Source organism: Aureimonas ureilytica DSM 18598 = NBRC 106430, assembly GCF_000382705.1.
GTDB classification, from domain to species: Bacteria; Pseudomonadota; Alphaproteobacteria; order Rhizobiales; family Rhizobiaceae; genus Aureimonas; species Aureimonas ureilytica.
Genome location: NZ_ARQE01000006.1, coordinates 238,353 through 260,815, shown reverse-complemented (window position 1 = coordinate 260,815; position 22,463 = coordinate 238,353). Strand labels below are relative to the sequence as shown.

General features: G+C 62.6%; 36 protein-coding genes. 32 read left to right on the top strand and 4 right to left on the bottom strand.

Translation table 11 applies throughout. The annotated features are described in order from the left end of the window. Positions 1-49: 49 nt before the first annotated feature. On the top strand, positions 50-853 hold the full coding sequence (locus tag B146_RS0114960) for a phage head morphogenesis protein (RefSeq protein WP_019997266.1): 804 nt from the start codon (positions 50-52) through the stop codon (positions 851-853). Here B146_RS0114960 and B146_RS0114955 read toward each other — a convergent pair. Then, positions 846-1,109 (bottom strand): hypothetical protein, encoded by a 264-nt coding sequence (locus B146_RS0114955; RefSeq protein WP_019997265.1) that lies wholly within the window; start codon positions 1,107-1,109, stop codon positions 846-848. The two genes, B146_RS0114960 and B146_RS0114955, sit on opposite strands and share 8 nt — an antisense overlap. A gap of 36 nt (positions 1,110-1,145) precedes the next feature. Between B146_RS0114955 and B146_RS0114950 the strand changes: the two genes are divergently transcribed. The 12 genes from B146_RS0114950 to B146_RS0114895 are packed head-to-tail and all read left to right on the top strand — an operon-like array spanning position 1,146 to position 8,095. Continuing rightward, positions 1,146-2,279 carry a DUF2213 domain-containing protein gene (locus tag B146_RS0114950; RefSeq protein ID WP_019997264.1) on the top strand — a complete coding sequence of 378 codons (1,134 nt, stop codon included), beginning with the start codon at positions 1,146-1,148 and terminating at the stop codon, positions 2,277-2,279. A 3-nt stretch (positions 2,280-2,282) separates the two neighbouring features. Then, positions 2,283-2,744 carry a structural cement protein Gp24 gene (locus B146_RS0114945; RefSeq protein ID WP_019997263.1) on the top strand — a complete coding sequence of 154 codons (462 nt, stop codon included), beginning with the start codon at positions 2,283-2,285 and terminating at the stop codon, positions 2,742-2,744. A 13-nt stretch (positions 2,745-2,757) separates the two neighbouring features. Beyond that, the gene (locus B146_RS0114940; protein ID WP_019997262.1) at positions 2,758-3,696 is read left to right on the top strand and encodes a DUF2184 domain-containing protein; all 939 of its coding nucleotides are present in this window, start codon (positions 2,758-2,760) and stop codon (positions 3,694-3,696) included. Positions 3,697-3,699: 3 nt separating this feature from the next. Next, entirely contained in the window at positions 3,700-4,050 is a 351-nt protein-coding gene (locus B146_RS26220) for a hypothetical protein (protein ID WP_019997261.1), read from the top strand. 2 nt (positions 4,051-4,052) lie between these two features. After that, positions 4,053-4,298 (top strand): hypothetical protein, encoded by a 246-nt coding sequence (locus tag B146_RS0114930; protein ID WP_019997260.1) that lies wholly within the window; start codon positions 4,053-4,055, stop codon positions 4,296-4,298. Beyond that, positions 4,298-4,702, top strand: a complete 405-nt coding sequence (locus tag B146_RS26215) for a DUF4054 domain-containing protein (RefSeq protein WP_019997259.1) — start codon at positions 4,298-4,300, stop codon at positions 4,700-4,702. Before B146_RS0114930 ends, B146_RS26215 begins: the two co-directional genes overlap by 1 nt. Continuing rightward, on the top strand, positions 4,702-5,205 hold the full coding sequence (locus B146_RS0114920) for a hypothetical protein (protein ID WP_019997258.1): 504 nt from the start codon (positions 4,702-4,704) through the stop codon (positions 5,203-5,205). Before B146_RS26215 ends, B146_RS0114920 begins: the two co-directional genes overlap by 1 nt. Then, entirely contained in the window at positions 5,198-5,536 is a 339-nt protein-coding gene (locus tag B146_RS0114915) for a phage head completion protein (RefSeq protein WP_019997257.1), read from the top strand. Before B146_RS0114920 ends, B146_RS0114915 begins: the two co-directional genes overlap by 8 nt. Beyond that, positions 5,533-6,024: a phage neck terminator protein gene (locus B146_RS0114910; protein WP_155897519.1), complete on the top strand. Its 492-nt coding sequence runs from the start codon at positions 5,533-5,535 to the stop codon at positions 6,022-6,024. The genes B146_RS0114915 and B146_RS0114910 overlap by 4 nt, the downstream gene beginning before the upstream one ends. 53 nt (positions 6,025-6,077) lie before the next feature. After that, on the top strand, positions 6,078-7,214 hold the full coding sequence (locus B146_RS0114905; RefSeq protein WP_019997255.1) for a DUF3383 family protein: 1,137 nt from the start codon (positions 6,078-6,080) through the stop codon (positions 7,212-7,214). Positions 7,215-7,226: 12 nt separating this feature from the next. Continuing rightward, positions 7,227-7,655 carry a phage structural protein gene (locus B146_RS0114900; RefSeq protein WP_019997254.1) on the top strand — a complete coding sequence of 143 codons (429 nt, stop codon included), beginning with the start codon at positions 7,227-7,229 and terminating at the stop codon, positions 7,653-7,655. Positions 7,656-7,663: 8 nt separating this feature from the next. Beyond that, on the top strand, positions 7,664-8,095 hold the full coding sequence (locus tag B146_RS0114895; protein WP_019997253.1) for a phage tail assembly chaperone: 432 nt from the start codon (positions 7,664-7,666) through the stop codon (positions 8,093-8,095). Positions 8,096-8,300: 205 nt separating this feature from the next. On the opposite strand, the gene B146_RS0114885 is transcribed toward B146_RS0114895, so the two are convergent. Continuing rightward, the gene (locus tag B146_RS0114885) at positions 8,301-8,858 is read right to left on the bottom strand and encodes a hypothetical protein (protein WP_019997251.1); all 558 of its coding nucleotides are present in this window, start codon (positions 8,856-8,858) and stop codon (positions 8,301-8,303) included. Between the two features lie 5 nt (positions 8,859-8,863). Further along, on the bottom strand, positions 8,864-9,172 hold the full coding sequence (locus tag B146_RS29055; RefSeq protein WP_155897518.1) for a hypothetical protein: 309 nt from the start codon (positions 9,170-9,172) through the stop codon (positions 8,864-8,866). 755 nt (positions 9,173-9,927) lie between these two features. Here B146_RS29055 and B146_RS29520 point away from each other — a divergent pair. The 3 genes from B146_RS29520 to B146_RS28360 are packed head-to-tail and all read left to right on the top strand — an operon-like array spanning position 9,928 to position 11,222. Beyond that, the gene (locus B146_RS29520; protein ID WP_019997250.1) at positions 9,928-10,092 is read left to right on the top strand and encodes a hypothetical protein; all 165 of its coding nucleotides are present in this window, start codon (positions 9,928-9,930) and stop codon (positions 10,090-10,092) included. Beyond that, entirely contained in the window at positions 10,092-10,349 is a 258-nt protein-coding gene (locus B146_RS29050) for a hypothetical protein (RefSeq protein ID WP_155897517.1), read from the top strand. The genes B146_RS29520 and B146_RS29050 overlap by 1 nt, the downstream gene beginning before the upstream one ends. A gap of 21 nt (positions 10,350-10,370) precedes the next feature. Continuing rightward, entirely contained in the window at positions 10,371-11,222 is an 852-nt protein-coding gene (locus B146_RS28360) for a Rha family transcriptional regulator (protein WP_081631003.1), read from the top strand. Between the two features lie 35 nt (positions 11,223-11,257). Here B146_RS28360 and B146_RS0114860 read toward each other — a convergent pair whose 3' ends face one another. Further along, positions 11,258-11,590, bottom strand: coding sequence for a hypothetical protein (locus tag B146_RS0114860; protein WP_156421757.1), 333 nt, complete (start codon positions 11,588-11,590; stop codon positions 11,258-11,260). Positions 11,591-11,613: 23 nt separating this feature from the next. On the opposite strand from B146_RS0114860, the gene B146_RS27855 reads away from it, so the two are divergent. From B146_RS27855 to B146_RS0114790, 16 genes are read left to right on the top strand one after another with little or no spacing between them, the layout of a single operon-like run. After that, entirely contained in the window at positions 11,614-12,924 is a 1,311-nt protein-coding gene (locus B146_RS27855) for a tape measure protein (protein ID WP_019997246.1), read from the top strand. A 51-nt stretch (positions 12,925-12,975) separates the two neighbouring features. Continuing rightward, entirely contained in the window at positions 12,976-13,935 is a 960-nt protein-coding gene (locus B146_RS0114850) for a hypothetical protein (RefSeq protein WP_019997245.1), read from the top strand. After that, positions 13,932-14,513: a phage baseplate protein gene (locus tag B146_RS0114845; RefSeq protein WP_019997244.1), complete on the top strand. Its 582-nt coding sequence runs from the start codon at positions 13,932-13,934 to the stop codon at positions 14,511-14,513. Before B146_RS0114850 ends, B146_RS0114845 begins: the two co-directional genes overlap by 4 nt. Beyond that, positions 14,513-14,827, top strand: a complete 315-nt coding sequence (locus B146_RS29810; protein WP_019997243.1) for a phage baseplate plug family protein — start codon at positions 14,513-14,515, stop codon at positions 14,825-14,827. The genes B146_RS0114845 and B146_RS29810 overlap by 1 nt, the downstream gene beginning before the upstream one ends. Before the next feature lie 3 nt (positions 14,828-14,830). Continuing rightward, positions 14,831-15,754, top strand: a complete 924-nt coding sequence (locus B146_RS0114835) for a phage protein (protein ID WP_019997242.1) — start codon at positions 14,831-14,833, stop codon at positions 15,752-15,754. 6 nt (positions 15,755-15,760) lie between these two features. Next, positions 15,761-16,420, top strand: coding sequence for a Gp138 family membrane-puncturing spike protein (locus B146_RS27850; RefSeq protein ID WP_019997241.1), 660 nt, complete (start codon positions 15,761-15,763; stop codon positions 16,418-16,420). Beyond that, positions 16,417-16,794, top strand: a complete 378-nt coding sequence (locus tag B146_RS26200; RefSeq protein WP_019997240.1) for a hypothetical protein — start codon at positions 16,417-16,419, stop codon at positions 16,792-16,794. The genes B146_RS27850 and B146_RS26200 overlap by 4 nt, the downstream gene beginning before the upstream one ends. After that, positions 16,791-17,690, top strand: coding sequence for a hypothetical protein (locus tag B146_RS0114820; protein ID WP_019997239.1), 900 nt, complete (start codon positions 16,791-16,793; stop codon positions 17,688-17,690). Before B146_RS26200 ends, B146_RS0114820 begins: the two co-directional genes overlap by 4 nt. After that, positions 17,690-18,379, top strand: coding sequence for a DUF2612 domain-containing protein (locus B146_RS0114815; protein WP_081630996.1), 690 nt, complete (start codon positions 17,690-17,692; stop codon positions 18,377-18,379). Before B146_RS0114820 ends, B146_RS0114815 begins: the two co-directional genes overlap by 1 nt. Before the next feature lie 10 nt (positions 18,380-18,389). Next, positions 18,390-18,953, top strand: coding sequence for a hypothetical protein (locus B146_RS0114810; RefSeq protein WP_019997237.1), 564 nt, complete (start codon positions 18,390-18,392; stop codon positions 18,951-18,953). 11 nt (positions 18,954-18,964) lie between these two features. Then, complete coding sequence (locus tag B146_RS0114805) at positions 18,965-19,591, top strand: hypothetical protein (RefSeq protein WP_155897515.1); 627 nt, start codon at positions 18,965-18,967, stop codon at positions 19,589-19,591. A 1-nt stretch (position 19,592) separates the two neighbouring features. Continuing rightward, on the top strand, positions 19,593-19,901 hold the full coding sequence (locus tag B146_RS29040) for a hypothetical protein (protein ID WP_155897514.1): 309 nt from the start codon (positions 19,593-19,595) through the stop codon (positions 19,899-19,901). Next, positions 19,901-20,260 carry a hypothetical protein gene (locus B146_RS0114800; RefSeq protein WP_019997235.1) on the top strand — a complete coding sequence of 120 codons (360 nt, stop codon included), beginning with the start codon at positions 19,901-19,903 and terminating at the stop codon, positions 20,258-20,260. The genes B146_RS29040 and B146_RS0114800 overlap by 1 nt, the downstream gene beginning before the upstream one ends. After that, on the top strand, positions 20,257-21,471 hold the full coding sequence (locus B146_RS29370) for a hypothetical protein (RefSeq protein WP_162141947.1): 1,215 nt from the start codon (positions 20,257-20,259) through the stop codon (positions 21,469-21,471). The genes B146_RS0114800 and B146_RS29370 overlap by 4 nt, the downstream gene beginning before the upstream one ends. Then, the gene (locus B146_RS0114795; protein WP_019997234.1) at positions 21,468-21,926 is read left to right on the top strand and encodes a DUF4376 domain-containing protein; all 459 of its coding nucleotides are present in this window, start codon (positions 21,468-21,470) and stop codon (positions 21,924-21,926) included. Before B146_RS29370 ends, B146_RS0114795 begins: the two co-directional genes overlap by 4 nt. Further along, positions 21,914-22,426 carry a DUF4607 domain-containing protein gene (locus B146_RS0114790; RefSeq protein ID WP_019997233.1) on the top strand — a complete coding sequence of 171 codons (513 nt, stop codon included), beginning with the start codon at positions 21,914-21,916 and terminating at the stop codon, positions 22,424-22,426. The genes B146_RS0114795 and B146_RS0114790 overlap by 13 nt, the downstream gene beginning before the upstream one ends. Positions 22,427-22,463: the final 37 nt, after the last annotated feature.

Sequence of the window (22,463 nt, the reverse complement as noted above, 5' to 3'; positions counted from 1 at the left end):
ACCTCCCTTATCGATTTGGCGTGCCATGCTTCGATATCGTCTAGCGGACATGGTGGGCAATCGCCGCCGTTCACGGATCGTCCTCTCGCCGATCTATCCCAGCGTCGGCGCCGAGACCGAATACCTGAAGATGCTGAGAGCCATTCTCCGCGCTCTGAGCGAAGAGGTGAAGGCTAGCATCCTGCCTATGGTCGAAGCCGAGATGGAGCGCCAGCGGTCCGGTCTCGTGATCGATGCCATCCCTGGCGGCCTATGGGTGCGGTTCGCGTCCCGGGCTGCGCAGCTTCTGACCCAAGCCGGCTCTCTAGTCCGTGGAATTCTGGGCCTGGAAGCGCGCCGGCACACGTCGAAATGGGCAGCTTCCGTTCGCTCGGCGATCGGCATCGACGTCGCGGCCGTGGTCGCCCAGGAAGACCTGACGGACTACCTTGAGGATGCGAACGAGCGAAACGTCAGCCTCATCACGAAGCTCACCAACGATACGGTCGAGAGCGTGAAGACGGCGGTGATGGACGCGATCCTGCAGGGAAAGACGGCCAAGCAGCTACGAGGCGAACTGACAAGCCGCTTCGCCATCTCAGACAGGAGGGCAAAGGTCATTGCGCGCGATCAGGTGTCCAAGCTGACGAGCGACCTGAACCGTCGGCGCCACACGCAGGCAGGGATCGCCGAGTACATCTGGACGACGAGCCATGACGAGCGGGTTCGGTCGCTGCACAAGTCGCTGGATGGCAAGGAATACCGCTACGGCGAGGAAACAGGGGCAGAGCAGGGGCTTCCGCCCGGCCAGCCCATTCAGTGTCGCTGCGTTGCTCGGGCGATCGTTGTGATCGGTGGCGAACGCTTCACTTAGGCTTGGTGAACTGCGCCATGAGGCCGGCGATGTCGTCCGGCATCTCGGCCAGATCCATGTCGAAGTCCATCTCCATGACCTTGCGGAGTTCTTCGGGGCCGCACCACTCGTACATCGCCTGATGGTGCTGATCGTGCTTCTGCTCCAGCAGACGCAGCCGGCCATCGATGTCGTGATACTTCATCTTCACGTCCAAGACGTGGGTGAGGAGCTTCCGCAGAAGTCCTTCGATCTCGTCGAGCTGTGAACCGGCCATGCGCGGGACGCTACACCACAATTGAGGGCTCCGGCCATGAAATTCATCGACGCCGCGCCGATCGACGGCGTGCGGATGCATGACGACGGCTATCTGGTGGCTGACGCGCGGATCGTCCGCACGGGCATCCAGCATTACACCGGCCGCGAGGTTGGCAAGCCTGAACTCGCCGTCGTCCGCGTCTACCGGCCCGAGAGCGAGGTGTTCCACCGGGATAGCCTCTCCTCGTTCAGCCACATCCCGGTCACCGACGATCACCCGGCCCAAGCCGTCACCGCCGATAACTGGAAGGACCTGGCTGTCGGCGAGACGAGCGGCGAGGTGCTGAGGGACGGCGAGCGCCTTCGCATCCCCCTGATCGTGAAGCACGGCGCGGCCATCCAGAAGGTGAGGGACGGCAAGCGCGAGCTTTCCGCCGGCTACACCTGCGATCTCGTGTTCGAAGACGGGACCACGCCCACAGGCGAGGCCTACGACGCGATCCAGACGAACATCCGCGCAAACCACCTGGCGATCGTCCAGCGCGGTCGTGCGGGCTCGGAATGCCGCATTGGCGATGACGCCGGCGGTTCATGGGGCGCTGCCCCGATTATCATGGACAAGGAACCTCCCATGAGCCTCAAGACGGTTACCGTCGATGGCATCCCGATCGAAGTGACCGATCAGGGCGCCACGGTGATCGGCACGCTGCAGCAGCGCCTTGCCGACTCCGCATCCAAACTCGCCAACGCCGAGACGGCGCATGCCGCCGCTCTCGCCGCGAAGGACAAGGAAATCGCCACCAAGGACGCGGCGATCGATGACGCGAAGGGCAAGATCCTGTCCGACGCCGACCTCGACAAGCGCGTGCAGGAGCGAGCCGACCTCATCGCCCTGGCCGGTGCCATCGCCAAGGACGTGAAGACCGCCGGTCTGTCCGATGCTGCGATCCGCAAGGCCGTGGTGACTGCCAAGCTCGGCGACGCGGCGGTGGCCGGCAAGACCGAAGCCTATCTGGATGCCCGCTTCGACATCCTCGCCGAGGACGCGAAGAAGGCAGCCGGCGCCGACCCGCTGCGCGCCGCGATCGGTGACGCCGCTCCCGCACCGACGAACGTCTCCGACGCCTACACGCAGATGCTCGAGCGTGACCGCAACGCCTGGCGCTCCGACGCCAAGAAGGAGGCCTAACCGATGGCGTTCCCGAATGTGAGCTACACCCGCGAGCCCGTCGCGAAGGGCTATCCCGGCATGATCGCCACGACCGAGCCGAAGTGGATCACGTCCATGATCGGCGAGGCGGGCACCGGCGACATTCCGTTCGGCACGGCTGTGGTCTACGGCGCGACCGATGACACGGTGAAGAAGCCCACGGCGGGCGGCAAGTTCGCCGGCATCGCCGTCGCCGACCGCACCATCCCGGCTGCGCAGGGCAACGTCTTCCGCCAGTACGACCAGCTCGGCTGCCTGCGGAACGGCACGATCTTCGTCACGGCGCTGGTCGCGGTCGCCCAGGGCGATGCGGTCTACATGACCCCGACCGGCGGCCTCACGAATGCTGACAGCGGCAACCAGCTGCTGGCCGGCGCCGAATGGATGGACACGACCACGGGCAACAACGGCCTCGCTCGCGTCCGCTTCAACGTCACCAAGTAAGGGGGGCACGACCATGTTCACCACGGACGCGCCTTCCCTGGCGCTGAACTTCCTGCGAACCGCGCAGAACTACATCGAGCCGGGCATCTACGCCCGCGCTTATCCCGATTTCCAGTACCGGGAGCTCGTGCCGGTCGACAACACCGCGCCGGAGTGGATCAAGCAGATCGACTTCTTCTCGATGGGCGACGACATGGGCGAGGCCCGCGAGTTCGCTGCCGAGGGCGACGACATCCCCTTCGTGGACGTCCAGCTCGACAAGGGCGACAGCCGGGTCACCATGGCCGCGATCGGCTATCGCTACAATCTCGAGGAACTGTCGCACGCTCAGCAGTACGGCATTCGCCTGACGGATGATCGCGCCGACGCAGCCCGTCGCGCCTACGAGCGATACGTCGACAACACTGCGTTCCTCGGCCGCGCCAAGCTCGGCAAGACCGGCCTCGTCAACACGGCGTCGGTGACGGCGCTGGTGGCGGCGAACGGTGCTGCCGGCACCGCGACCTGGGCGACCAAGACGGCTGACGAAATCCTGAAGGACTTCAACACCGTTCTCTCGGCCATCTTCATCGGCTCCAACGGCATCGAGCAGGCCGATACGGTCCTGATCCCGCAGGCTCAGTACGAGCTGATCGCCACCAAGCGCCTCGACCCCACGATGACGACGACGGTGCTGGAGCACATCCAGCGCGCCAACGTCTACACCGTGCGCACCGGCCGCCCGCTGACGATCCGCGCAGTCTGGGGCCTGGAGACGGCAGGCGCAGGCAACTCCGCTCGTCTGGTCGCCTATCGCCGTGATCCGGCGGTGGTGAAGATGCACGTGCCCATGCCGCTGCGCTGGCTGGAGGCCGAGCGTCGCCTGCTGAAGTACGAGGTGCCCGGCATCTTCCGTCTTGGCGGCGTCGAAGTCCGTCGCCCTGGCGCGATGCGCTATCTGGATGGGATCTGAGCCATGAGCACGGTCACCATCAAGAACACGGGCGTCGGCGCCATCGTCCTTCCGGTCCACGGTATCACCGTGCCCGGCAACGGTTCGGCCGAGGTCGATAGCCTCGCGTGGCAGGGCGCGACCGGTCACCCGGTCGTAGCCGCATACCTGAAGGCCAAGCGCCTTATTGTCGGCACCGATGATGAGCCTGAGGCGGTCGCCTACTCCATCAAGGACAAGGGCCAAGGCTGGTTCGTCGTCACAGCGGACGGCGCCGAGGTCACCAAGTCGCTTCGCAAGGAAGCGGTGCAGGGCTTCGACGCCAAGTCCGATGTCGAGAAGGCGGCATTCGTCACCGAGAACAAGGCGGACTGACCATGACCGCTATCAACGTCAAAAACGAGCATGGTGCCGATCTCACGGTTGCCGGCCTCACAATCGGCCCCGGCCGCACGGCTGCGGTTCCTAACTGGGAGCGCGTGAAGGCGGCCGAGCCGGTCAAGTCCTGGGTCTCGCTCGGCATGTTGCACGAGGTCGGCAAATCGCCGGATCCTGAAGCCGAGAAGGACGGCAAAGACGAGCAGCCGACCCCGAAGGTGGGCAAGAGCGAGGTCGCACGCTGATGGCTTTCACCGTCCCGACCTATTCGGACTTCATGACCCGATACCCGGTCTTCGCACCCATAAGCGAACCGCTCGTTCAGGCCGTGCTGGACGAAGCGGCCGGGACGGTGGGTGCGCCTGATCGAACCCGATGGCTGGAGGGTGACTATGCCCCGGCCATCATGCTTCTGACCGCTCACACGCTCATCGTTGACGGTGCCTTATCCGGCGGCGCGACATCGAGCGTTGGTCAGTATGCCGGCCCGATCACGAAGGAGCGCGTTGGTGAGGTCGAAGTGACCTACGGCGCGCAGGGTTCGGGCTCTGGCGGCGCGGCATCGGGGGACGGCCTCGCCTCCACCGTCTACGGCCAGCGCTACCTGGCGCTGATGCGCGCCAACTTCTCCGGTCCCATGGTGGCGTGATGTTCAAGGCTCGTCTCGAACGGCGCATCCAGTGGCTTGGCCATAAGGCACTAGCCGCGCTCTATCGAGGGCCGAGCAAGGTGAAAGTCGGGTTCCCAGCGGGCAAGGCCGGTGCGGACATCGTGCAGCGCGCCGTCTGGAACGAGTTCGGGACGCGGGGCGGCGCATCTGGCGGTGGATGGGGCGGGCCCGTACCGGAACGGCCGTTCATGCGCAATGCCATGCGGGAGAACCGAGATAAGTACCGGCGCGCGATGATCGCTGCTGCCCGATCGACGCTCATGGTCGGCTCTTCTGGCTTCGCTCTGCGGTCTGGCTCGCCACTCCGAAACAGTCTCGACCAGCTCGGCATCCTCGCCCAAGGGCACATCCAAGGCGAAATCACTTCCCTTGCGTCGCCACCTAACAGCCCGGTCACGATCGCGCTCAAGGGCTCCTCCAACCCGCTCATCGACACCGGCGAGATGCGGCAGCGTGTGACGTGGAAGGTGGACGATGCTTGATGTTTCCAAGGTCATCAACTCCGTCACCGGCGGGACGGTCTCTCTGATCCGCAAGAACGGAGCATGGGTGCGCGGGAAGTGGGTCGCCGGGCCCGAGGTCAAAAAAACCATCATCGCGTCTGTGCAGCCCCTAAAAGGCTCGGAGGTGCAGAACCTGCCCGAGGGCATCCGCAACGAGGCACAGGCGTCCATCTTCACTGCAGAGCGGATTGCGGTGAACGACGAAATCGAAGAGGGCGGACAGCGCTATGTCGTCCTGTCGATCGACGACTGGCAGCGCCGCGGCGCATACACGAAGGGCATCCTCGGGCTTCTGAGGCCGCCGACATGACCGAAGACGAGGTAGCTGACAAACTATGGGCCTGGCTCTCGGGTGTGATGGGCGTGCCGCTGATCTATGCCTATCAGGACACCAAGTCCCCGCCTGACCCATATGCGGTGATGAACCTGACCCTCTCGGGGCCGCTCCGGGAGCACCCGACGGACCAGGCGTACACCAAGACGGGCGCCTCGCCGAATGAGCAGCACCGGCAAGCGCCGGTTCGCCCCTGGATGTTCCGGTATTCTCTCAACGTCTACGGCAAAGCTGGACAGGGCGTTCTGCGAAAGGTCAAGACGGCCTCGCAGGTGCTGACGGCGTTGGAAGGTCTTGCGCCGCTCACGATCGCTGAGACGAGCTCGATCCGCGGCGTCACGGAAATCCTGAACGAGCGGTACCAGCCGCGCGCACAGATGGACATCGAAATCCACGCCGAGGTTCGCGACAGCTTGCCGATCGACGTCATCGAGACCGCGCCGTTCGAGTTCGGGCGCGCCTGACACAACCCCAAATCAACCGCCCGAACTAGGGCCATCCAGAGGAGCGCAGCCCCATGGCTGAACTGCCCTATTCGCGCGTCGTCAACGTCACCGTTGACCGCCGCGATGCCTTCCCGGCACGTCGAGGCTTCGGTGTGCCGCTCTTCCTGACGTCCACGGCGAAGACCGGCAAGCTCACTGCCGCTATCCGCACACGGGCCTATGGGTCGATCGACGAGGTGGCGGCCGATTGGACGTCTTCCGAGCCGTTCTATCAGGCAGCGCTGGCGGCGTTCTCGCAGCAGCCGCGGCCGATCCAGGTCAAGGCCGGCTGGTACGACGCAACCGGCATCGATGCGGCGAAGCTTTCCGCCCAGCTCGACCTGATCAAGGAATACGACAACGGCTGGTACTGGATCGATGTCGAGGCCACGCTTCGCGACACGGCCACGCTCGATGGGCTGGTCTCGTGGGCCGAGGCCAACAACAAGCTGAACGTCATCACCTCGAACGCGGCGGGCACCGAGAGCTCGACGGACACGGCCACGCTCGCAGCCCGCAACAAGGGCAAGTACGAGCGCACGGCGGTGTTCTACTCGGCAACCCCGGCGGAATATCCAGGCTTCGCCCTCGCAGCCAAATGCGGCACCTTCACCTTCGACGATGCCGACAGCGGCTACACGGCGAAGTTCAAGGACCTCGCCGGCATCACGCCGCTCGGGAAGGGCTCTGCGGTCGTTCAGGCTGTCACGGGCTTCGTGCCACAACTCGGTCAAAGCCTCGCCGCCGGCCACATGGCGAACGCCTACGTCAACATTGGCGGCCGGAACTTCACCGTCGAGGGATCGACGCTGACGCCGAACGTCTTCATCGACGAGATCCATGCCACAGACTGGATCGTCGCACGCACCGAAGAGGAATTGCTCGGGATCTTCCTGAACAATCCCAAGGTGCCCTTTGACGATGACGGGATGCAGACGCTCGCCTCTGCTGCCCGAACGGTGATGCGCCTGGCGACACGTGCTGGCCTCGTGGCCCGCGATCTCGATGCGAACGGCGACTATTCGCCTGCGGTCGTGATCGATGTGCCCTCGGTCTTCGACGTTCCCGAGGCGCAGCGCAAAGCCCGCATCGCCCCGGCGATCAAGGTGACGTTCCGCTACAGCGGCGCGGTCCACTACTCGACCATCAACTACGTCATGACGTTCTGAGGGAGCCGATAGATGGCCAAGTCCTCCGTTTACTCCTTCCTCCAGACCACCGTGACGGTCGACGGCCGAAAGGCCGACGGCTTCTGGGATGGAGACGATTCGATTAGCGTCACGGAAGGGGCCGACATCGGCACCGGCCTTGTGGGCGCCGACGGCTCGTCGATCTTCTCCCAGAGCGCCGACCGCTCAGCGACGATCGCCCTTCGCCTCCAGCACACCTCGCCCGTCCATGCTCTTCTGATGCGCAAGCTGGCTCGCCAGCGCGAGGGCGTCATCGAGGGCTTCCCGGTCACCATCATCGACCGCGGTTCGGGCGAGGGCGGCGCGACCGACCAGGCCTTCATCCAGCAGGCCCCGGAAGTGCAGAAGGGCACGGCGGCGACCGTGCGAGAATGGCAACTCTGGACCGGCGACTGGCGCGCCGAAATCCCGACGGCTTGAGGTGAGGCATGGCTGAGAAACGCTTCGGGTCGATCACCTACAAGACCGATGCCCTGCCGGCGCGCGAGGCACTCAAGCTCTGGTACCGGCTCATCAAGGCCCTCGGCCCGGCGGTCGAGCGGCTGCCGGAGATTTTCGCTGGTCTCTCCAGCGGGGATGAGGCGGCGAAGGCGAAGGCCAACGCTTCGGCGATCGCCGCCATCATGTCGATCCTCAACGGGATGGACGAAGACCGGATGATGGCGCTGCTGGACGACATCCTCGCTGCCGCAATGCTCAAGCGGCCGTCGGGCTCATGGGACAAGCTCGAGGTCGAAGACTTCGAGGCCAAGCTGTCGGACGTGTTCCCGGTTGCCGCCTGGATCGTGCGGGAGCAGTTCGGGGATTTTTTCTCCGGGCTCCTCAAGGCACGCGACCGAGGGGCGACGGCCCCGGCCTGAGCGAAGCCGAGGTCAAGCGCATCGCCCCGAACCTAGATATGTGGCTGTTCCGCCCGATCCTGGCGGAGCCGCCCATGTTCAGCATCGCCGATCTCGATGATCGGGTGAAGCTGCGGCATGTGCTCGACGCTCACGAGGTCTTAGACCTGAAAGCGGTGATGGCGGAAAAGGCTGATCGGGGGTGAGCCTGTCGTTCGGGGGCGCGTCAGCAGGCCGCTGCATGTCCACCCGGCGGAAACATCGGGGCAAACGAACTCGACGCGCGAACGGCTTTGAAGCTACGCTTCTCATCGGTCGCGATAGCCGAGATCGCTTCTTCGAATCGCTTCGACGTTGCCGGGTCTCGAAGCATGGCAACGATCAGGCCGGACGTCGTGGCTTCTTTGAAGGCGTCTGACAGATCCGGACGAGATTGCATCAGACGACGGGCATCGTCCTTTAGGGTTGTCAGATATTCCGGGGGGTTTTCAACCTTTGCCTCATCGTCACGTAGCACCATCTGCGCCAATTTTCTGGCAGCCGAGGGCGTGGAAATGACCTTCGAGAAAATCGCGATTGCCGTGCGCATAGATTCAGGCGTAGCCGGGTCATCTAGCACCACGTCAACGGCACGACGGTGCGCACTCATAGCGGTGAGCGCGATTGATAGATCACGTTTGCGCCTATCCTCCACCCGAATCCGGAACTTCAGATACGCGACAATGAGAGCCGCCGGAGCGATGACCAGCGACGCTTCGAACCAGAACTGCTCGAGGCCAACCATGGCAATCACCTCTTCACCCTAGGCAGGGACGTTACACCTTTCGGACTGCTGCGGGTATCCCGCTTTTTTGCTGCTGCCTCAACCTTCGCTAGCTGCTTCCGTTCCTCAGCAGCTAGCTGTCGATCAAGAGCTTGGTTCTCGTGGCGCCGTCCCAGAAAGACGTTGGCCATGTACAGGACGTATATAAGGCTGGGTCCGCCTACTGCGTAGCCGCCCGAAACGCCAAACTTAGCGAGCAGGACCATCGCTGCCAGACATGCTGTGATGAGAAGAGCTTCTGGCCGGCTTGCGAGCCCCTTGATGAGGTCGCGCATCGGTTGTTCATATGGCGACGGCATCAAACCTCTAAGTGCTGTAGGCGAAGGTGCGTCAATGGTGATAGCCGGTCACACGCGACAATAGCAATCGCGCCCTCGATCAGTCCCCGGTCTTGCGGCGCGTTGACTAACCCATTTGTCGAGTCCCGACCCCACCCCACTGGAAACGTTTCCAGTGAGCGGGATGTGTCAGTCGGAGGTGGGCGGGCGCCAACCGTTGCGCTCTAGGGCCTTGATGGTTGCGTCAACTATCTTGTTCACATGAGAGTGCGCGTAGCTGGTGCCATCCTTGGTTTCAAATGAGGCTTCAAGGCGCGCAATTATCTCTGCGTGCATGGTCTTTCCGACAGATGCTTCCTGCAGCTTCTCGTAGAGCGATCTGGGTAGACGAAGGCTCGTCCGAACAACTTCTGGCTCATCGGTCATTGGTGCCATTTTGACGCTTGACGTCGATATGACGTCTGTTATGTATGTTGACGTCGATATGACGCCAACAGAGGATTACATGGACGGAGACGATAGGTCGAGTCTGAAGCTGCGGCTACCAGTCCACATCAAACGGTGGCTCGAAAGAGAAGCGGCAGCAAACGGGTGCTCTCAGAACGCTGAGGTGATCCGTTCCATCCGAATGAGGATGCAAAATTCAGAAACAGAAACGGCCGGTGAGACCGCCAAGTCCGCACCGACCGCTTGAGACTGTCGAACCCCGCGCCAACGGGGCCGATCATCCATCAGGTTTTGAAGGAACCACGATGAACACGAACGAATATACGCCGGTCGCCCGGCTTTTCCAAGACGCTCGCCTTCGCGCAGCGTTCTCACGCATCGAACGCGACGCCAGCGGCGCTCTCGTCCTCCCCAAGCGCCCGGAGCCGGTTCTGATCGGCGGTGCGGCGGCTGAGTTGGAGGCCGCGTGATGAACCGTCGTCAGGCACTTGGCGGAATGGCCGTCGCGGTTCTCACATCAACTCAGGTCGCCGCCCAGGCGACGTCGATCAACGATCAGATCGCGGATCACATCATCGAGCTTCATCGACTGCTCGCTGCCCGGGAAGGGGTGCCACTTCGTTTGACCATTGGTGCTGACCATCCGTGCGTCATCGAGGCGATGGAAGGGAAATCCTTTCGACCGTTCGCCGGTGTACCTGCCGACCTCTGGCGGATCGGAGCTTGAACCATGGACGGAGTGACCGAGATGCCGGCCACGATGTCCAGCCGTGAGATTGCCGACCTGACTGGTAAGCGGCACGATCACGTCATTCGAGACATCCGCAACATGCTGGATAAGCTTGGTGAAGAGGGGGGCTCCCCCGATCGGGGGAAGCCCTCTGATCTGCATGAATACCACCGACATGACCGAACCCAGTACAAGTTTTTGACACCTGGGACCATCGATGCGTTCATGGGGTTCATGGAGGGAAAGTCGAAAGCCTACCCATTCGAAGGTGAGTATGTCGATCCACAGAACGGACAAACATATCCGTGCTTCAATTTACCTAGGCGCGAATGTCTTATTCTCGTATCTGGGTATAATATCATACTAAGAGCGAAGATCATCGATCGCTGGGAGGAATTGGAGCGGGAAGTGGCTGAGCACCCGTCAGCCGTGCCGCGTAGCCTTTCCGAGGCTCTCCGAATGGCTGCCGATCTGGCGGAAGAGAATGAGAGCCTTCGGGCAGAGGTTCACAAGCTTGAGCAGGCCGTCCCTAACCTGGACGACCCTCGACACCTGCAACGTCTCTTGCTCCAGCACCTCAATCGAGCTCATCAACTGCCGCTCCTGCCGAATGGCGTTCAACCCAACAAGTCGGCCCACGACATCGTTCTGCGCATCATTCGTCGCGAGGGCGAACTGACACGAAGCCAGTTGACCCGGAAGCTCCATGGTGCGCTACGACCGGAGGAAACCGATCGTGCGATCCAAATACTCGCCGACATTGGCCAGATCGAAGTCACAGAAGAGCGTCCGCGGAGCGGAGGAGCGGTTCTCAGGCGTTATCGCTGGAAGCGTCGCGCTCAGGAGCAAATGAGACTACGAGGCACATGATGCAGGGCCGCTGGGGAGACTCAGCGGCCTTTTCGTCAGGGCTTTAGGCTACAGCGGGCGTAGCCAATGCCTCGCATGTTGTCCTTCGTAACGCTCGCCGCGTCCCAGACCCGCACGACGACGTTGCGTCGCTGAGGTGTGCCCTCAACGAAGCTAAGAGCGCCACAGGCTGAGGTGGCCAAGCCATCCCGGTTTTGACCGTTGTCCATGACGAAAAGCCACAGAGAGCCAGGCTGACCCCACTGGATGTCGACCACTTGAGGAATGCTCGTGCGCAACTGCTTGAGCGCCGAGTCCTCCCATTCTCCAGCGGTTGCCGAAGTGATGGTCATCACTGCTGCGCTGGCTGCCATCATCAGCGTCTTCACGTCTCCAAACATTTGGTACTCCTATGATCGTTGACGAGCTCATCGCCATCCTCGGCTTCGACCTCAAAGGCGAAGGGGACCTTAATAAGTTCAAGGATGGTCTGGAAACCGCTGAGAAGAAGGCTTCAGCCTTTGTCGCAGTCATCACAAAGCTCGGCCTCGCAGCCGCTGCCGGCTTCGCAGCTATCGGCGGCACCGCAGCCGCAGTCAGCTTCGGCAAGGGCTTCGTTCGAGACATCACGAACACCGGCCGCGAATTCGAGAACTTTGGCGTTCGGCTGAAGGCCCTCGAAGGGTCGTCCGAAGGCGCCGAGAAGGCGATGGCGTGGATTCGCCAGTTCGCGATCGAGACGCCGCTGGAGCTTTCTCAGGTCGTTGACGCCTTCGCCAATATGCGCGCGTTCGGCATGGACCCCATGAACGGGTCGCTACGCGCGATCGTGGACGCGATGGCGGCCACCGGCGGCGGCGCTGAAAAGCTCGATGGCATCGTGCTCGCGCTCGGGCAGGCTTGGACGAAGGGCAAGCTGCAGGGCGAGGAAGCCATGCAGTTGCTGGAGCGGGGTGTTCCAGTCTGGGAACTGCTTGGGCAGGCAACCGGCAAGAACGCGGCCCAGCTTCAGGAGCTGGCATCCAAAGGCAAGCTTGGCCGAAAGGAAATCCAGCTCCTCATCGACGCGCTGGGCAAGAAGTACCTCGGCGCTTCCGAGGACGCTGCCAAGACCTTCGACGGTATCCTGTCCAACCTCACTGACAACTGGACGAACTGGCTGCTCGCCATCTCCGAGGCGGGTTACTATGACGACCTGAAGCGCCGGATGCAGGGGCTTCTGGGCTGGGTGAACGGTTTGTGGGAAGGCGGCTTCGCGGATCGCTCGGCAAAGCGGATCTCCGACTTTCTCGTGTCGGCCATGACCAACGCCTCGCATCTAGCGATGCAAGCCTATCGTATCGGCGCGGGTTTCGCGTCGGCTGCGATAGGCGTGAACCGCTTGATCAGCAGCGTCACCGGGCTTGACCAGACCATGACGGCGGCCGGGATCGGCGCAGCCGCGATTGCGTCTTCTGCCTGGGGTCGCGGCGCTCTGATGGCCGTTGCGCGGCGCATCCCGACCGTGGCTGCTCTTCTCGCCCTCGACGACATCGTTTCGGGTCTGAACGGCGATGACAGCCTGATCGGATCGACGGAGGAAGGCCGAGCGGCTCTCGATCGGCTCAAGAAGAGTCTGACGGACCTCGACGCCGCTGCGACGGCCTTTGCCGCCAATCTCGGCAGCGTGCGGGCGTCCATCGTCCAGAACTTGGGGATGCCGGCGGAAGCGTTCTCGACATGAGACGATGCGAAGGCCCGATGGGAGGCGTTCAAGTCCGATTTCTCGAAGCCGGTGAAGATCGGCGGCCTTGATGTCGATTTTGCCAGCGGCGCCTTCGCGCAGGTCGAGACCTGGGCGCAGAACGCCGCTACGAACTTCCGCCTCCTCTTCACCAGCCCGACGGAACTCGCCGTTAAGCTGATGACCGAGGCCGTCGACCGGGTGGCCGGCGCCTTCGAGCGAGTTGGTCAGGTTTTCAGCGCTCTCTCGGCCCCGATCGAGACGGCCAAGTCCATCATCCAGCAGCTGATGGATGCGGTTGGTTCGCTGAAGAGCATTGTCGACCAGGTGTTGGGCGGCGAGAACCCGACCGTCACTGAGGACGCCAGACCTTCTCCGACGGGTGAAGCTTTGACGCCGGCGCCCGATGGCGGCTTGATCGTGCATCAGAGAGCCGAGATCGTCCCGGCGAAGGGAGAGGTGCCGGCGCAGGAGCGACAACCGCAGATCCGTCCTGAAACTCCGCAGGACGCTCCGGCAAGTGCACCTCAAACGCCGACGCCAACTGCGAGCCAGACCGTTGTCGAACCAGGGCAATCGGTCACCCGCCCGGCCGCGCCTGTCGCACAGCCTCGCCCCGCGGAGCCGCAACCAGCCAGCACGCCCATGGCGGATCTCGTTCGCGCCGGGCTGCAGCAGGTCGAGGGCCTGAGCGTCGAGTTCAACCTCTCGGAAGAGCAAATCCGCGAGAAGGTGAACGGCCTCATGTCGTTCATCAACAGCGCCACAGCCACGGCCAAGGCGATGCTCGACATCACGCAGGTCATTGCGCCGGCCAACCAGGCGCGGGCCGCGATGAGCGATCTGGAACGGACCTACACCGCTCGGATCGACGCAGACACGTCGCCGCTCATGGCCAAGCTTGCCCAGGCCAAGACGGCCATCAACGACTTCCGCAGCTCGGTTGGTGGCGGAATGGCAGCCGGCGGAATGCCGCCCGCCCGCATCGCAGCAGGGAATGCAGGACGATGAGCGTTATTGCGATCAGCCGAGCGATCGGACCAGTGCCTTTGGCGGTGGTCTTGGTCGAGCAACACGAAAGCGAGCTCGAGATCACCGAGAACGCGGTCGAGTTCGGGGCCAAGGTGACGGATCACGCCTACAGCCAGCCCAAACGGCTGACGCTGGAGGTGGCCGACAGTTCGGCGACGGCGACATGGCAGGCCCTTAAGCGCCTGCAGGAAAGCCGAGTGCCGTTCAATCTGGTCACAGGTCTCGACCTGTACCGGGATATGCTGATCCGGCGCCTGTCCGCCGATCGCGACTTGAAGACGTCCCAGATCCTCCGGGCGAAGGTCGAACTTCAGGAAGTGATCATCGTGGATACCGCTCAAGCGGCTGCGACCGGCGAGGGCGGCGGCAAGTCTGCTGCGGGCGGCAAAGCCAACCCTGGCGGCAAGGACAGCCGGCGAGCGGCGACGCCTGCTGCCGGGCGATCCAGTGCTGACAACGCGAACCGGGCCGCTGGCGCGGTGAAGCGCGGTGACAACGCGACCAAGACCGTAGCCCCAGAGCGGGGTCGCTCCATCCTCTCTCAGGTGTTCGGCTGATGCAGCAGATCCTCATCACCGACGCGCCAGATCAGCGCCTTTCGGTCGTGATGAACGGCCAGCGCTGCACGCTGCGAATGCGCTTCAACACCCTCGCCGATCGCTGGTTTCTGGACTTGGCGATCGATGACGCGCCGATCATCACCGGTCGGAAGATGGTGCTGAACATCGACTTGCTCGAACCCTTCGACCTTGGCCTCGGGAGCCTGTTCCTTGCGGCCGAGGTCGAGGGTGCGCAACCCGGCCGGTTTGAGCTGCCTGACGGGAGCGTGAGGCTCTACCACGCCACACCGGACGAGATCGCGGCGGCCTGATCCATGCAGCAATATCTGAGGAAAGTTCGCGTCACCCTGTCGGGCGGCGGGGGCGGGCTCGTGGTCAATCCGGGCGATGCTACGGATCGGCAGATGTTCGTCGGCTTCACGGTGGACAAGGACATCTCTGGCAACGCCAACACCGCCCGCATTCAGATCTACAACCTGTCCGAAGGCCATCGCGCGGCGGTCGGCAAGGAGCTCGATAACGTGATGCTGGAGGCAGGGTACATCCCACCGACCGGTGCCTCGAACATCGGGATCATCTTCAAAGGGCAGATGCGGGACGTCCAGCATTACCGCGAGGGCGCCGACATCATCACCGAAATCTCCTGCGGCGACGCTGACAAGGCTCTGCGCAAGGCGGTCATCTCGAAGACCTTCCCACGAGGCACCAGCGTCCAGACCGTCCTCGAAGAGCTTCATAAGCAATTCGAGAAGGAGGGGATCGACAAAGGCGAGTGGAAGGGCGTCGACAGCCTGCCGCCGTATCAGCGGCCGGTCTCGATGTGCGGCTCGTGTTCAAGGGAGATGGACCGGATCGGCCGCTCGCATGGGCTCTACTGGTCGATGCAGAACGAAGCCTTGGAGATCATCCCTGCCGACGGCGCGCTCCAGGCCAGCGTCCACCTCTCGTCCTCCACTGGACTGATCGGGACGCCGACCATCACCGACAACGGCGTGAAGTTCGACGCGCTTCTGAACCCGGAGATCCGGCCAAACCGCATGGTCTCGATCGAAAGCCAGACGCTCGAGATGAATGCAGAAGGCGGAAGCTATCGCGTCTCCACGGCCACCTACACCGGCGACAACGCTCGTGGCGACTTCAAGGTGAGCGCCACGGGCGAGAGCCTGACCGGTGGCAAGGTCGATCAAGGGCTTCCGGCTCTGACGAACATACCCATCCCGACACCCAGACCACAGTGAGGCTCCATGACCGGCTACATCGGAAAGACGACGAACCGGTTCGAGGACACCACGGGGGCAGCGGCGCAGTCGGAGCGCGAGGACATCTTCGGCGAAATGCCGGGGCGCGTCGTCTCCTTTGATCCGAAGACGCAGATGGCGACGATCCAGCCGCTCGCGCGCAAGCGCCTCAACGGTGTGCCGACGGACCTGCCCGAACTGCAGGAAGTGCCAGTGCGGTTCCACCGAGCTGGCGGCTTCATCATGACGACGCCGGTCAAGACGGGCGATCTCGTCTCCCTGAGGCCGATGAGCGGCAACATGGACAACTACCACCGAGAGGGCGGCGCATTCGATGCGGCGGATACTCGATCCTTCTCGCTCTCGGACATGGAAGCGTTCCCGGTGGGCGGCGAGAGCCTTCGCGATCCCATCCCGAACTTTAACAACAAGAACATGGAGCTTCGCTCGTCCGACGGCAGCTTCGCGATGGAGATGAGCGAGGACGGCAAGTTCATGCAGCGAGGCGCGCAGGGGAACGTCTACACGATCGTTGCCGCGGCGCTCCGCAATCTCGCCAACGCCCAGACGATCGTCAGCAAGGGCTCGAGCACCGGTCTCTACGATCACGACCAGAAGGCCGCCGTTCTCGCGCTGGCGGACAAGCTCGACGGAATGGCGCTATGACCGTTGCGCGCGTCACTCTCGCGCTGGCGCCGGCCAACGGAGACGCCCCACACGATCTCTATCTCGATGCGACCGGCAACCTCGCTCTGGCCATGGATGCCAAAGCCGTCGGCCAGCACGCCCGACAACGGATCATGGCCTTCGAAGGGGAATGGTTCCTCGACACGACGGCAGGTCTGCCATGGTTCGACACGATCTTCGGGCGCCGCGAGAACTTGGCGCTCGCCGAAGCCCTCATCAAGAACGAAATCCTCGACACCGACGGCGTGACCGGCATCACCGGGCTATCGGCGCGCTTTGATCCGCACACGCGCTCGATCGCGGTTTCGTCCGCCACCGTCATCACCGAATACGACCAAGAGGCCAGCCTATGAGCGAGACCTATGGCGTCCTGCCGTCCGGCTTCGTGCGGAAAAGCCAAGCCACCATTCTAGACGAGATCGAGCAGCGCAACGTGTCGACTTTCGGCGCCGGCGTCATCCAGACATCGGTTTCGCCGCTCGGCCAGATCAACGGCGTGTTCACCGACGCGGCCGTGGACTTCTGGGAGACCGCGGAGGACGTCTACGCATCGTTCGACCCTGATCAGGCCGATGGCATTCGCCTGGACATCCTCGGCAAGGTGAGGGGCGTTGCACGTCCGTCCGGCGAGGTCGACACCGACTTTCGGCGCCGGGTCACCAACGCAGGACAGGCCGACATCTCTTACACGGCCAACCTGAACCGGCTTCGCGATCTGCCGGGCGTGACCTTCGCGTCGGTGCGGGTCAATTCCGGGCAGGCGGCCGACGCGCTCGGCCTTCCAGCGCACAATGTCGCCTATGCCGTGACCGGCGGTGACGACCAGGATGTGGCACTCGCAGTCTACCAGAACTCCGTCGGTGGCATTGGCCTCTTCGGCAACGTGACCATTCCCGTGACGGCTGACGGCTTTTGCCAACAGGTGAACCTCATCCGCCCGGTCGAAGTGCCGATCCGTGTTGAACTCGACGTGCGGCACATCCCCGACGCCTGCAACTGCGCGCCGCCGACGGTTGGCGTCATCGCGCAAGCCATCATCGATGCCTTCGCCGGTGAGTGCGGCTACCGCAACGGCGACACGGTCCTTGAGAAGCGCGTGGCGTCCGAGGCGGCACAGATCGGCAACCTAGAGATCGTCGAAACGCGGATTGCCCGGAACGCCGATCTCATCGTGGCTGAGGAGATTGAAACGACCCTGTTCGAGCGCCCAGTCATCATCAGCCCCTATGTCTCGGTTCGGTACGTGTGATGGCCTGCATCGATCCTCAAACGCTCATCCAGTCCAAGATCGACCGACGTCTGACGCAGTATCGCGAAAGCCCAAGGCTCGAAGGGGTAATGCGCGCCTATCTGAAGGAAGCGGCCGAGGCGCAAAACCTGGCCTGTCGGATGATCGAGTTCTTCGATCTCGACAAAGCGGTGGGGGACCAGCTCACCATCCTAGGCGGCCTCATCGGCTGGCCACGATGTCACTGTGCCGGCCAGCTTCGTCCCATCTTCGGGTTCGAGTGCATCGACGAATGCGGGCCGCCGACGGTCCCGGTCGCAGGCTTCTGCGAAGCGGAATGGGACTGCGGCGGCCCTGAGTATGTGGAGTTCTGCTTCACCGACGACGAACTCTATCGCGGCTTTCTCAAAGCCCGTGTGATCGCCAACCGTGGGGACTATAGCCGCCACGGCCTCACGCTGGCTGCCAGGGCGGTCTTCGGGCCGGACGCGGTGATCTACATCGAAGGCCAAGGCCGCGTGTCAGTGGCCACTGGAAGGCTTCTGACGAGCATCGAAATCTCGATCGCTCACCTCTACCGCCAAGCCCTGCCAATCGCCCCAGGTGTTCGCCTCGACATTTGGCATGGGAACGGCCCCGCCTTCGGCTTCGGCGATGGCTGGGGCGGTTTCTGCAACGGCGCTTTCCCCGTCCAAATCACCATCAACTAAGAGGGCCATCATGGCTGCATTCGATAACGTGTGGGCGTCGGATGATGACGCTCTCATCACGACGCCGACGGCTGCGCAAGTCCGAGAAGGCTTCAGCTGCGGCCGGGCAGATCCGGGGCTGTTTAACTGGCTCTTCCAGCAGGTTCAATCCGCCATCAATGGCCTCGACCTTTCGGGCGTTGCATCCCGCTTTCGCCGGATCTCGACAACTGAGGGCATCTCCGGCGGCGGCACGCTGGAAGAGGACCGGACGCTGCGTCTGAACTTCCTGGGGCTCGAGGCGAAAGAGACGGCTTCCGGCGCGGACGTCATCGCGGTCTTCGACCCGGTAGCAAACGCACACCGGCGACAGACTCGAGCGCAGTTCGTCGCCGGCCTCGGCGGATCGGGCGGCAGCCTCATCACGACTGGGGCAAACATCGGCGACGGCACCGGGCAGGTATTCTCGGCCGTGGCCACCGACACCATGCAGTTTCGAACACTGAAGAACGGCGGCGGGCTGGCCATTACCACCACAGGCAATGTCGTGAACGTCGCTCTCGCAGATCGCGGCGCCGATCTCACCTTTGCATAAGGGATTCCGACATGGCTGCTTTTTCACCATCAACCCACAAGCTCGTCACCTCTCCAACGCAAAATCCCAAGGATGATCTACGGGCGGACGCCCGAGATGTCCTGACCCGTCTGCTCCTCGACATGGGGCTATTCCGCGTCATGGCGGGCAATACGCCACCGACCAACAAGGATGATCTCTGGTGGCACATCGACGTCCGCCAGGTGAAGCGATGGGACGCCGTGCAAGGCAACTGGTTTGCGGCTACGCCGAACCAGATCGCAATGCATCTGCAACGACGAGCTGTTTTGGGAGCCGTCACGGACATCAGCCTTGAGGCCGGAGACCTATTTACTTTCTGGGACGTCTCTCTCGGCGACGTAAAGATCATCAGTCGTGAGAACCTGATGGCTGCACTCGGCGCTCTGCGGGCGATCAGCACATCTGAGGGAATCCAGGGGGGCGGCACGCTGGCCTCGGATCGGGAGCTCAAACTCAATATCAGTGGGCTGATTGCAAAGCCGACTCCTTCACCAGTCGACTCGCTTGCATTGTTCAGCGCCTCCGAAGGCCTTCATCGAAAAGCTACGATCGCAGCAATTGCGTCTGCCATATCAGCTTCTCAAAGCGGCCAATCCTTCTTCATGTCAGGACATTGAAATGGCTCAGTCTGTCACACTCACGACGATCACCAATGGTCAGCGTTCGCTCCGAATTGGTGGGGCGATCGTTTCATCGGACTGGGGTGCTGGAGCGGCGATTTACACCGTCCCCGCCGGCAAGCGGCTGATCTTGAAGACCCGCTCGACCCTTGTGCCTGCTGACCAAGCAAACACGTTCGAATTCACTGGAGCCAATCTCACTGAAGTTGAAATGAGCTATGTCCTATCTGGTGGTATCATCCTGAAATCGAATGGAAATCAAGGTGTAAGAAATTACGCCACTGGCTTTCTGGAGGATGACATCTAATGAGCATCACTCTAGTCAATTATCTCGTAAGCACAAACGAGGATTGGCGGGACGCGATCGCGCTGGTTCAGGGTGAAGCTGAAGACCCGGTGGACATCACCGACGACGAGTTTGTCGCGCAGCTGCGCCTACCCGTTGAAGCGCTCCACGTTCTCCTTGAAGCCAGTACCACGAACGGTTTCCTGCAAATCGTGCCTCCTGGCACAACTGGCCTTCTAGCTTGGAACGTACCTGCATCCATCATGCGCACGCTTCCGCCGGGGATCTACCCCTACGACATGGTCTGGACGCGAGAGGGCAATGCCATTGATCGCTTTGCGGCTGGCATAGTCACAATCGAACGAGGCGTAACGCGATGACGATCACCAGCGTAGTCCCGAATGTTCAGGTGAAACCGATCGGCCCGCGCGGCGCGGGCGCGACCGTTTCCATCGGTGATGTAGAGACGTTGCCGCCGGGTGCAGAGCCGACGGTGAACAATGTCGGGACATTGACGGATGCGATTCTCGAGTTCGGCATTCCGCAGGGCGCCCCTGGCGTGCCTGGCGTTGATCCAGCCAACTACTACAACAAAGGCGCGACAAACGATCTGTTGGCGCAGAAGGCGCCTGCCGTTCACACACACACCGCAGACCAGATCTCCAACGCCACGGAGGTCGGCACGGCGCTTTTAATTGCCGCATCAGCTGCAGCAGCTCGAGCAGCGCTTGGGCTTGGTAGCGCTGCGACTAAGGCTGCTGGCACTGGTGCTGGGAACGTCTTGCTGTTGGCAGAAGCCGCCAAGTTGCCGGCTCTCGACGGATCGCTGCTGACAAACCTTGCTGCCGGCTCTGCGCCCATTGTGACTTCTGCTCGATCCTCCGACACGCCGCTGGTCCAAGCTGATCAGGGGAAGATGATCGAGCTCACCGGCACTTTCACACAAACGTTCGCAGCGGCGTCGGTGCTTGGCTCGGGATGGTTCGTATATGTCCGGAATGCAGGCAGCGGCGTCATTACCCTAGATCCAAATGGTGGTGAGACCGTCGATGGCAGAACGACGATCCGCGTATATCCGGGAGAATCCCTTCTCATTCAGTCTGACGGTGCGGCGTTCCGCTCTGTAGGCCGCGCGAAAAGCTTTCCCATCGCGCGGACAACAATCTCGACTAGCGTCGCGCAGGTGGATTTGGAGAGTTTCGCCGGAGATGATGAGATCGCAGAGATCTGGTTGTCTCTCTATGGCCTTGATCAGACGCCGACATTGAGGGTCAAGAAAAATGGCAGCTATCAGACATCTGGCTACAACCAGATGTTTGTAGCATATCAGACAGGCAGCGTTGGGGCGAACCAGAGCAGCAATAATAGCAGCGTCAGTTTGTACGATACTTCATCGATAAATGTGACATCTCCATCTGTAACATCTGAAGATGCTGGGCGGATCACCGCATTTACGACAACAAAAAACCTTGCAGTCTGCGGCACTGTTGCGGCGCAGCAATCAAATCTTTCGCCAATTACCGGCATTCGATTCAGCTTCAGCACATCTGCGACGAAGGGTACAATCATCGCTATGGGGAGGCGTGCGTGAAAGCTTACAGAGATGGCATTCTTGTAAATCTCACGAAAGATGAGGAGGCCGCCGTCATCGAGGAAAGGGGAATCATCCTGATCCCCTCGGACACCGACATCAACGCCGAGCGCGACCGCCGCCTCGACCTCGGCGTCACCTTCGCCGGCCACCTCTTCCAGACCGACGACGAAGCCCGCGCTCGCATCAACACCTCCCGCATCTCGGCCATGGCTGCGATCATGGGCGGAGCGCAACCGGGCGATCTTCGCTGGCCGGGCGTCGACAAGGACTTCTTCTGGATCGCGGCCGACGACGTTCGCGTGCCGATGGACGCCCAGACCATGGTTGCCTTCGGCAATGCCGTGGCTGCGCGGGAGGGGCTTCTCATCGTCGCCGGCAACGACCTCAAGCAGCGCATTGCCGCCGGGGAGGCCATCAGCAACATCGGAGACGACAAGCTATGGCCGGCGTAGACCTTCGCGACGTCACCTTGCCAATCGGGCTCCTGCGCCATGCCCTGTTCGATGATCTTGGTCCGGCCTGGCTCCGGCTCGACGGCAAGACCGAATACCAGCGCGCCAGCTATCCCGAGTTCGTCGCAAAGGCGAGCGGGATGGGCTGGTTCCTGGCGGGCTCGACGGCCTCGACCTTCAAGCTGGTCAAGGTGCCCGTCGGGACGGCGACGGTCGCCAGCGGGTTCGACGGGGTGGCGGGCTCACTCATCGGGTCGGATAGCGTGACGCTCACCCTCGCCATGCTGCCCGAGCACGACCACGGCTATGTCGATGACACCGTGGAGATGAAGGCGGGCACAGCCGGGCTCCTGGGTGGCATCCTGCCGCTTCTCACGGGCAGCACAGCCAAGGCGCAATCCAAGACCACAGCCAAGGCGGGCGGTGGCAAGCCCGTTCCGATCAAGCCGCCCGGCTTCGTCGCTCATCTCTTCGTGTTCGCTGGTCGGCCGCGCGTCTGATCAGAGCGCCAACCTCCCACATCCATCTCGCCCGGCC

Bases quoted from the DNA above. Each gene is read 5' to 3' on its own strand.
- B146_RS0114835 (WP_019997242.1), top strand. From the start codon at position 14,831: ATGCAGCAATATCTGAGGAAAGTTCGCGTCACCCTGTCGGGCGGCGGG.
- B146_RS0114900 (WP_019997254.1), top strand. From the start codon at position 7,227: ATGGCCAAGTCCTCCGTTTACTCCTTCCTCCAGACCACCGTGACGGTC.
- B146_RS26220 (WP_019997261.1), top strand. From the start codon at position 3,700: ATGAGCACGGTCACCATCAAGAACACGGGCGTCGGCGCCATCGTCCTT.
- B146_RS0114820 (WP_019997239.1), top strand. From the start codon at position 16,791: ATGAGCGAGACCTATGGCGTCCTGCCGTCCGGCTTCGTGCGGAAAAGC.
- B146_RS27850 (WP_019997241.1), top strand. From the start codon at position 15,761: ATGACCGGCTACATCGGAAAGACGACGAACCGGTTCGAGGACACCACG.
- B146_RS0114955 (WP_019997265.1), bottom strand. From the start codon at position 1,109: ATGGCCGGTTCACAGCTCGACGAGATCGAAGGACTTCTGCGGAAGCTC.
- B146_RS0114930 (WP_019997260.1), top strand. From the start codon at position 4,053: ATGACCGCTATCAACGTCAAAAACGAGCATGGTGCCGATCTCACGGTT.
- B146_RS28360 (WP_081631003.1), top strand. From the start codon at position 10,371: ATGCCGGCCACGATGTCCAGCCGTGAGATTGCCGACCTGACTGGTAAG.
- B146_RS0114960 (WP_019997266.1), top strand. From the start codon at position 50: ATGGTGGGCAATCGCCGCCGTTCACGGATCGTCCTCTCGCCGATCTAT.
- B146_RS0114805 (WP_155897515.1), top strand. From the start codon at position 18,965: ATGGCTGCTTTTTCACCATCAACCCACAAGCTCGTCACCTCTCCAACG.
- B146_RS0114815 (WP_081630996.1), top strand. From the start codon at position 17,690: ATGGCCTGCATCGATCCTCAAACGCTCATCCAGTCCAAGATCGACCGA.
- B146_RS0114920 (WP_019997258.1), top strand. From the start codon at position 4,702: ATGTTCAAGGCTCGTCTCGAACGGCGCATCCAGTGGCTTGGCCATAAG.
- B146_RS26200 (WP_019997240.1), top strand. From the start codon at position 16,417: ATGACCGTTGCGCGCGTCACTCTCGCGCTGGCGCCGGCCAACGGAGAC.
- B146_RS0114800 (WP_019997235.1), top strand. From the start codon at position 19,901: ATGAGCATCACTCTAGTCAATTATCTCGTAAGCACAAACGAGGATTGG.
- B146_RS0114810 (WP_019997237.1), top strand. From the start codon at position 18,390: ATGGCTGCATTCGATAACGTGTGGGCGTCGGATGATGACGCTCTCATC.
- B146_RS0114895 (WP_019997253.1), top strand. From the start codon at position 7,664: ATGGCTGAGAAACGCTTCGGGTCGATCACCTACAAGACCGATGCCCTG.
- B146_RS0114945 (WP_019997263.1), top strand. From the start codon at position 2,283: ATGGCGTTCCCGAATGTGAGCTACACCCGCGAGCCCGTCGCGAAGGGC.
- B146_RS29520 (WP_019997250.1), top strand. From the start codon at position 9,928: ATGAACACGAACGAATATACGCCGGTCGCCCGGCTTTTCCAAGACGCT.
- B146_RS26215 (WP_019997259.1), top strand. From the start codon at position 4,298: ATGGCTTTCACCGTCCCGACCTATTCGGACTTCATGACCCGATACCCG.
- B146_RS0114885 (WP_019997251.1), bottom strand. From the start codon at position 8,858: ATGGTTGGCCTCGAGCAGTTCTGGTTCGAAGCGTCGCTGGTCATCGCT.
- B146_RS29040 (WP_155897514.1), top strand. From the start codon at position 19,593: ATGGCTCAGTCTGTCACACTCACGACGATCACCAATGGTCAGCGTTCG.
- B146_RS27855 (WP_019997246.1), top strand. From the start codon at position 11,614: ATGATCGTTGACGAGCTCATCGCCATCCTCGGCTTCGACCTCAAAGGC.
- B146_RS0114905 (WP_019997255.1), top strand. From the start codon at position 6,078: ATGGCTGAACTGCCCTATTCGCGCGTCGTCAACGTCACCGTTGACCGC.
- B146_RS0114940 (WP_019997262.1), top strand. From the start codon at position 2,758: ATGTTCACCACGGACGCGCCTTCCCTGGCGCTGAACTTCCTGCGAACC.
- B146_RS0114790 (WP_019997233.1), top strand. From the start codon at position 21,914: ATGGCCGGCGTAGACCTTCGCGACGTCACCTTGCCAATCGGGCTCCTG.
- B146_RS0114845 (WP_019997244.1), top strand. From the start codon at position 13,932: ATGAGCGTTATTGCGATCAGCCGAGCGATCGGACCAGTGCCTTTGGCG.
- B146_RS0114910 (WP_155897519.1), top strand. From the start codon at position 5,533: ATGACCGAAGACGAGGTAGCTGACAAACTATGGGCCTGGCTCTCGGGT.
- B146_RS29810 (WP_019997243.1), top strand. From the start codon at position 14,513: ATGCAGCAGATCCTCATCACCGACGCGCCAGATCAGCGCCTTTCGGTC.
- B146_RS0114950 (WP_019997264.1), top strand. From the start codon at position 1,146: ATGAAATTCATCGACGCCGCGCCGATCGACGGCGTGCGGATGCATGAC.
- B146_RS0114915 (WP_019997257.1), top strand. From the start codon at position 5,198: ATGCTTGATGTTTCCAAGGTCATCAACTCCGTCACCGGCGGGACGGTC.
- B146_RS29055 (WP_155897518.1), bottom strand. From the start codon at position 9,172: ATGCGCGACCTCATCAAGGGGCTCGCAAGCCGGCCAGAAGCTCTTCTC.
- B146_RS29050 (WP_155897517.1), top strand. From the start codon at position 10,092: ATGAACCGTCGTCAGGCACTTGGCGGAATGGCCGTCGCGGTTCTCACA.
- B146_RS29370 (WP_162141947.1), top strand. From the start codon at position 20,257: ATGACGATCACCAGCGTAGTCCCGAATGTTCAGGTGAAACCGATCGGC.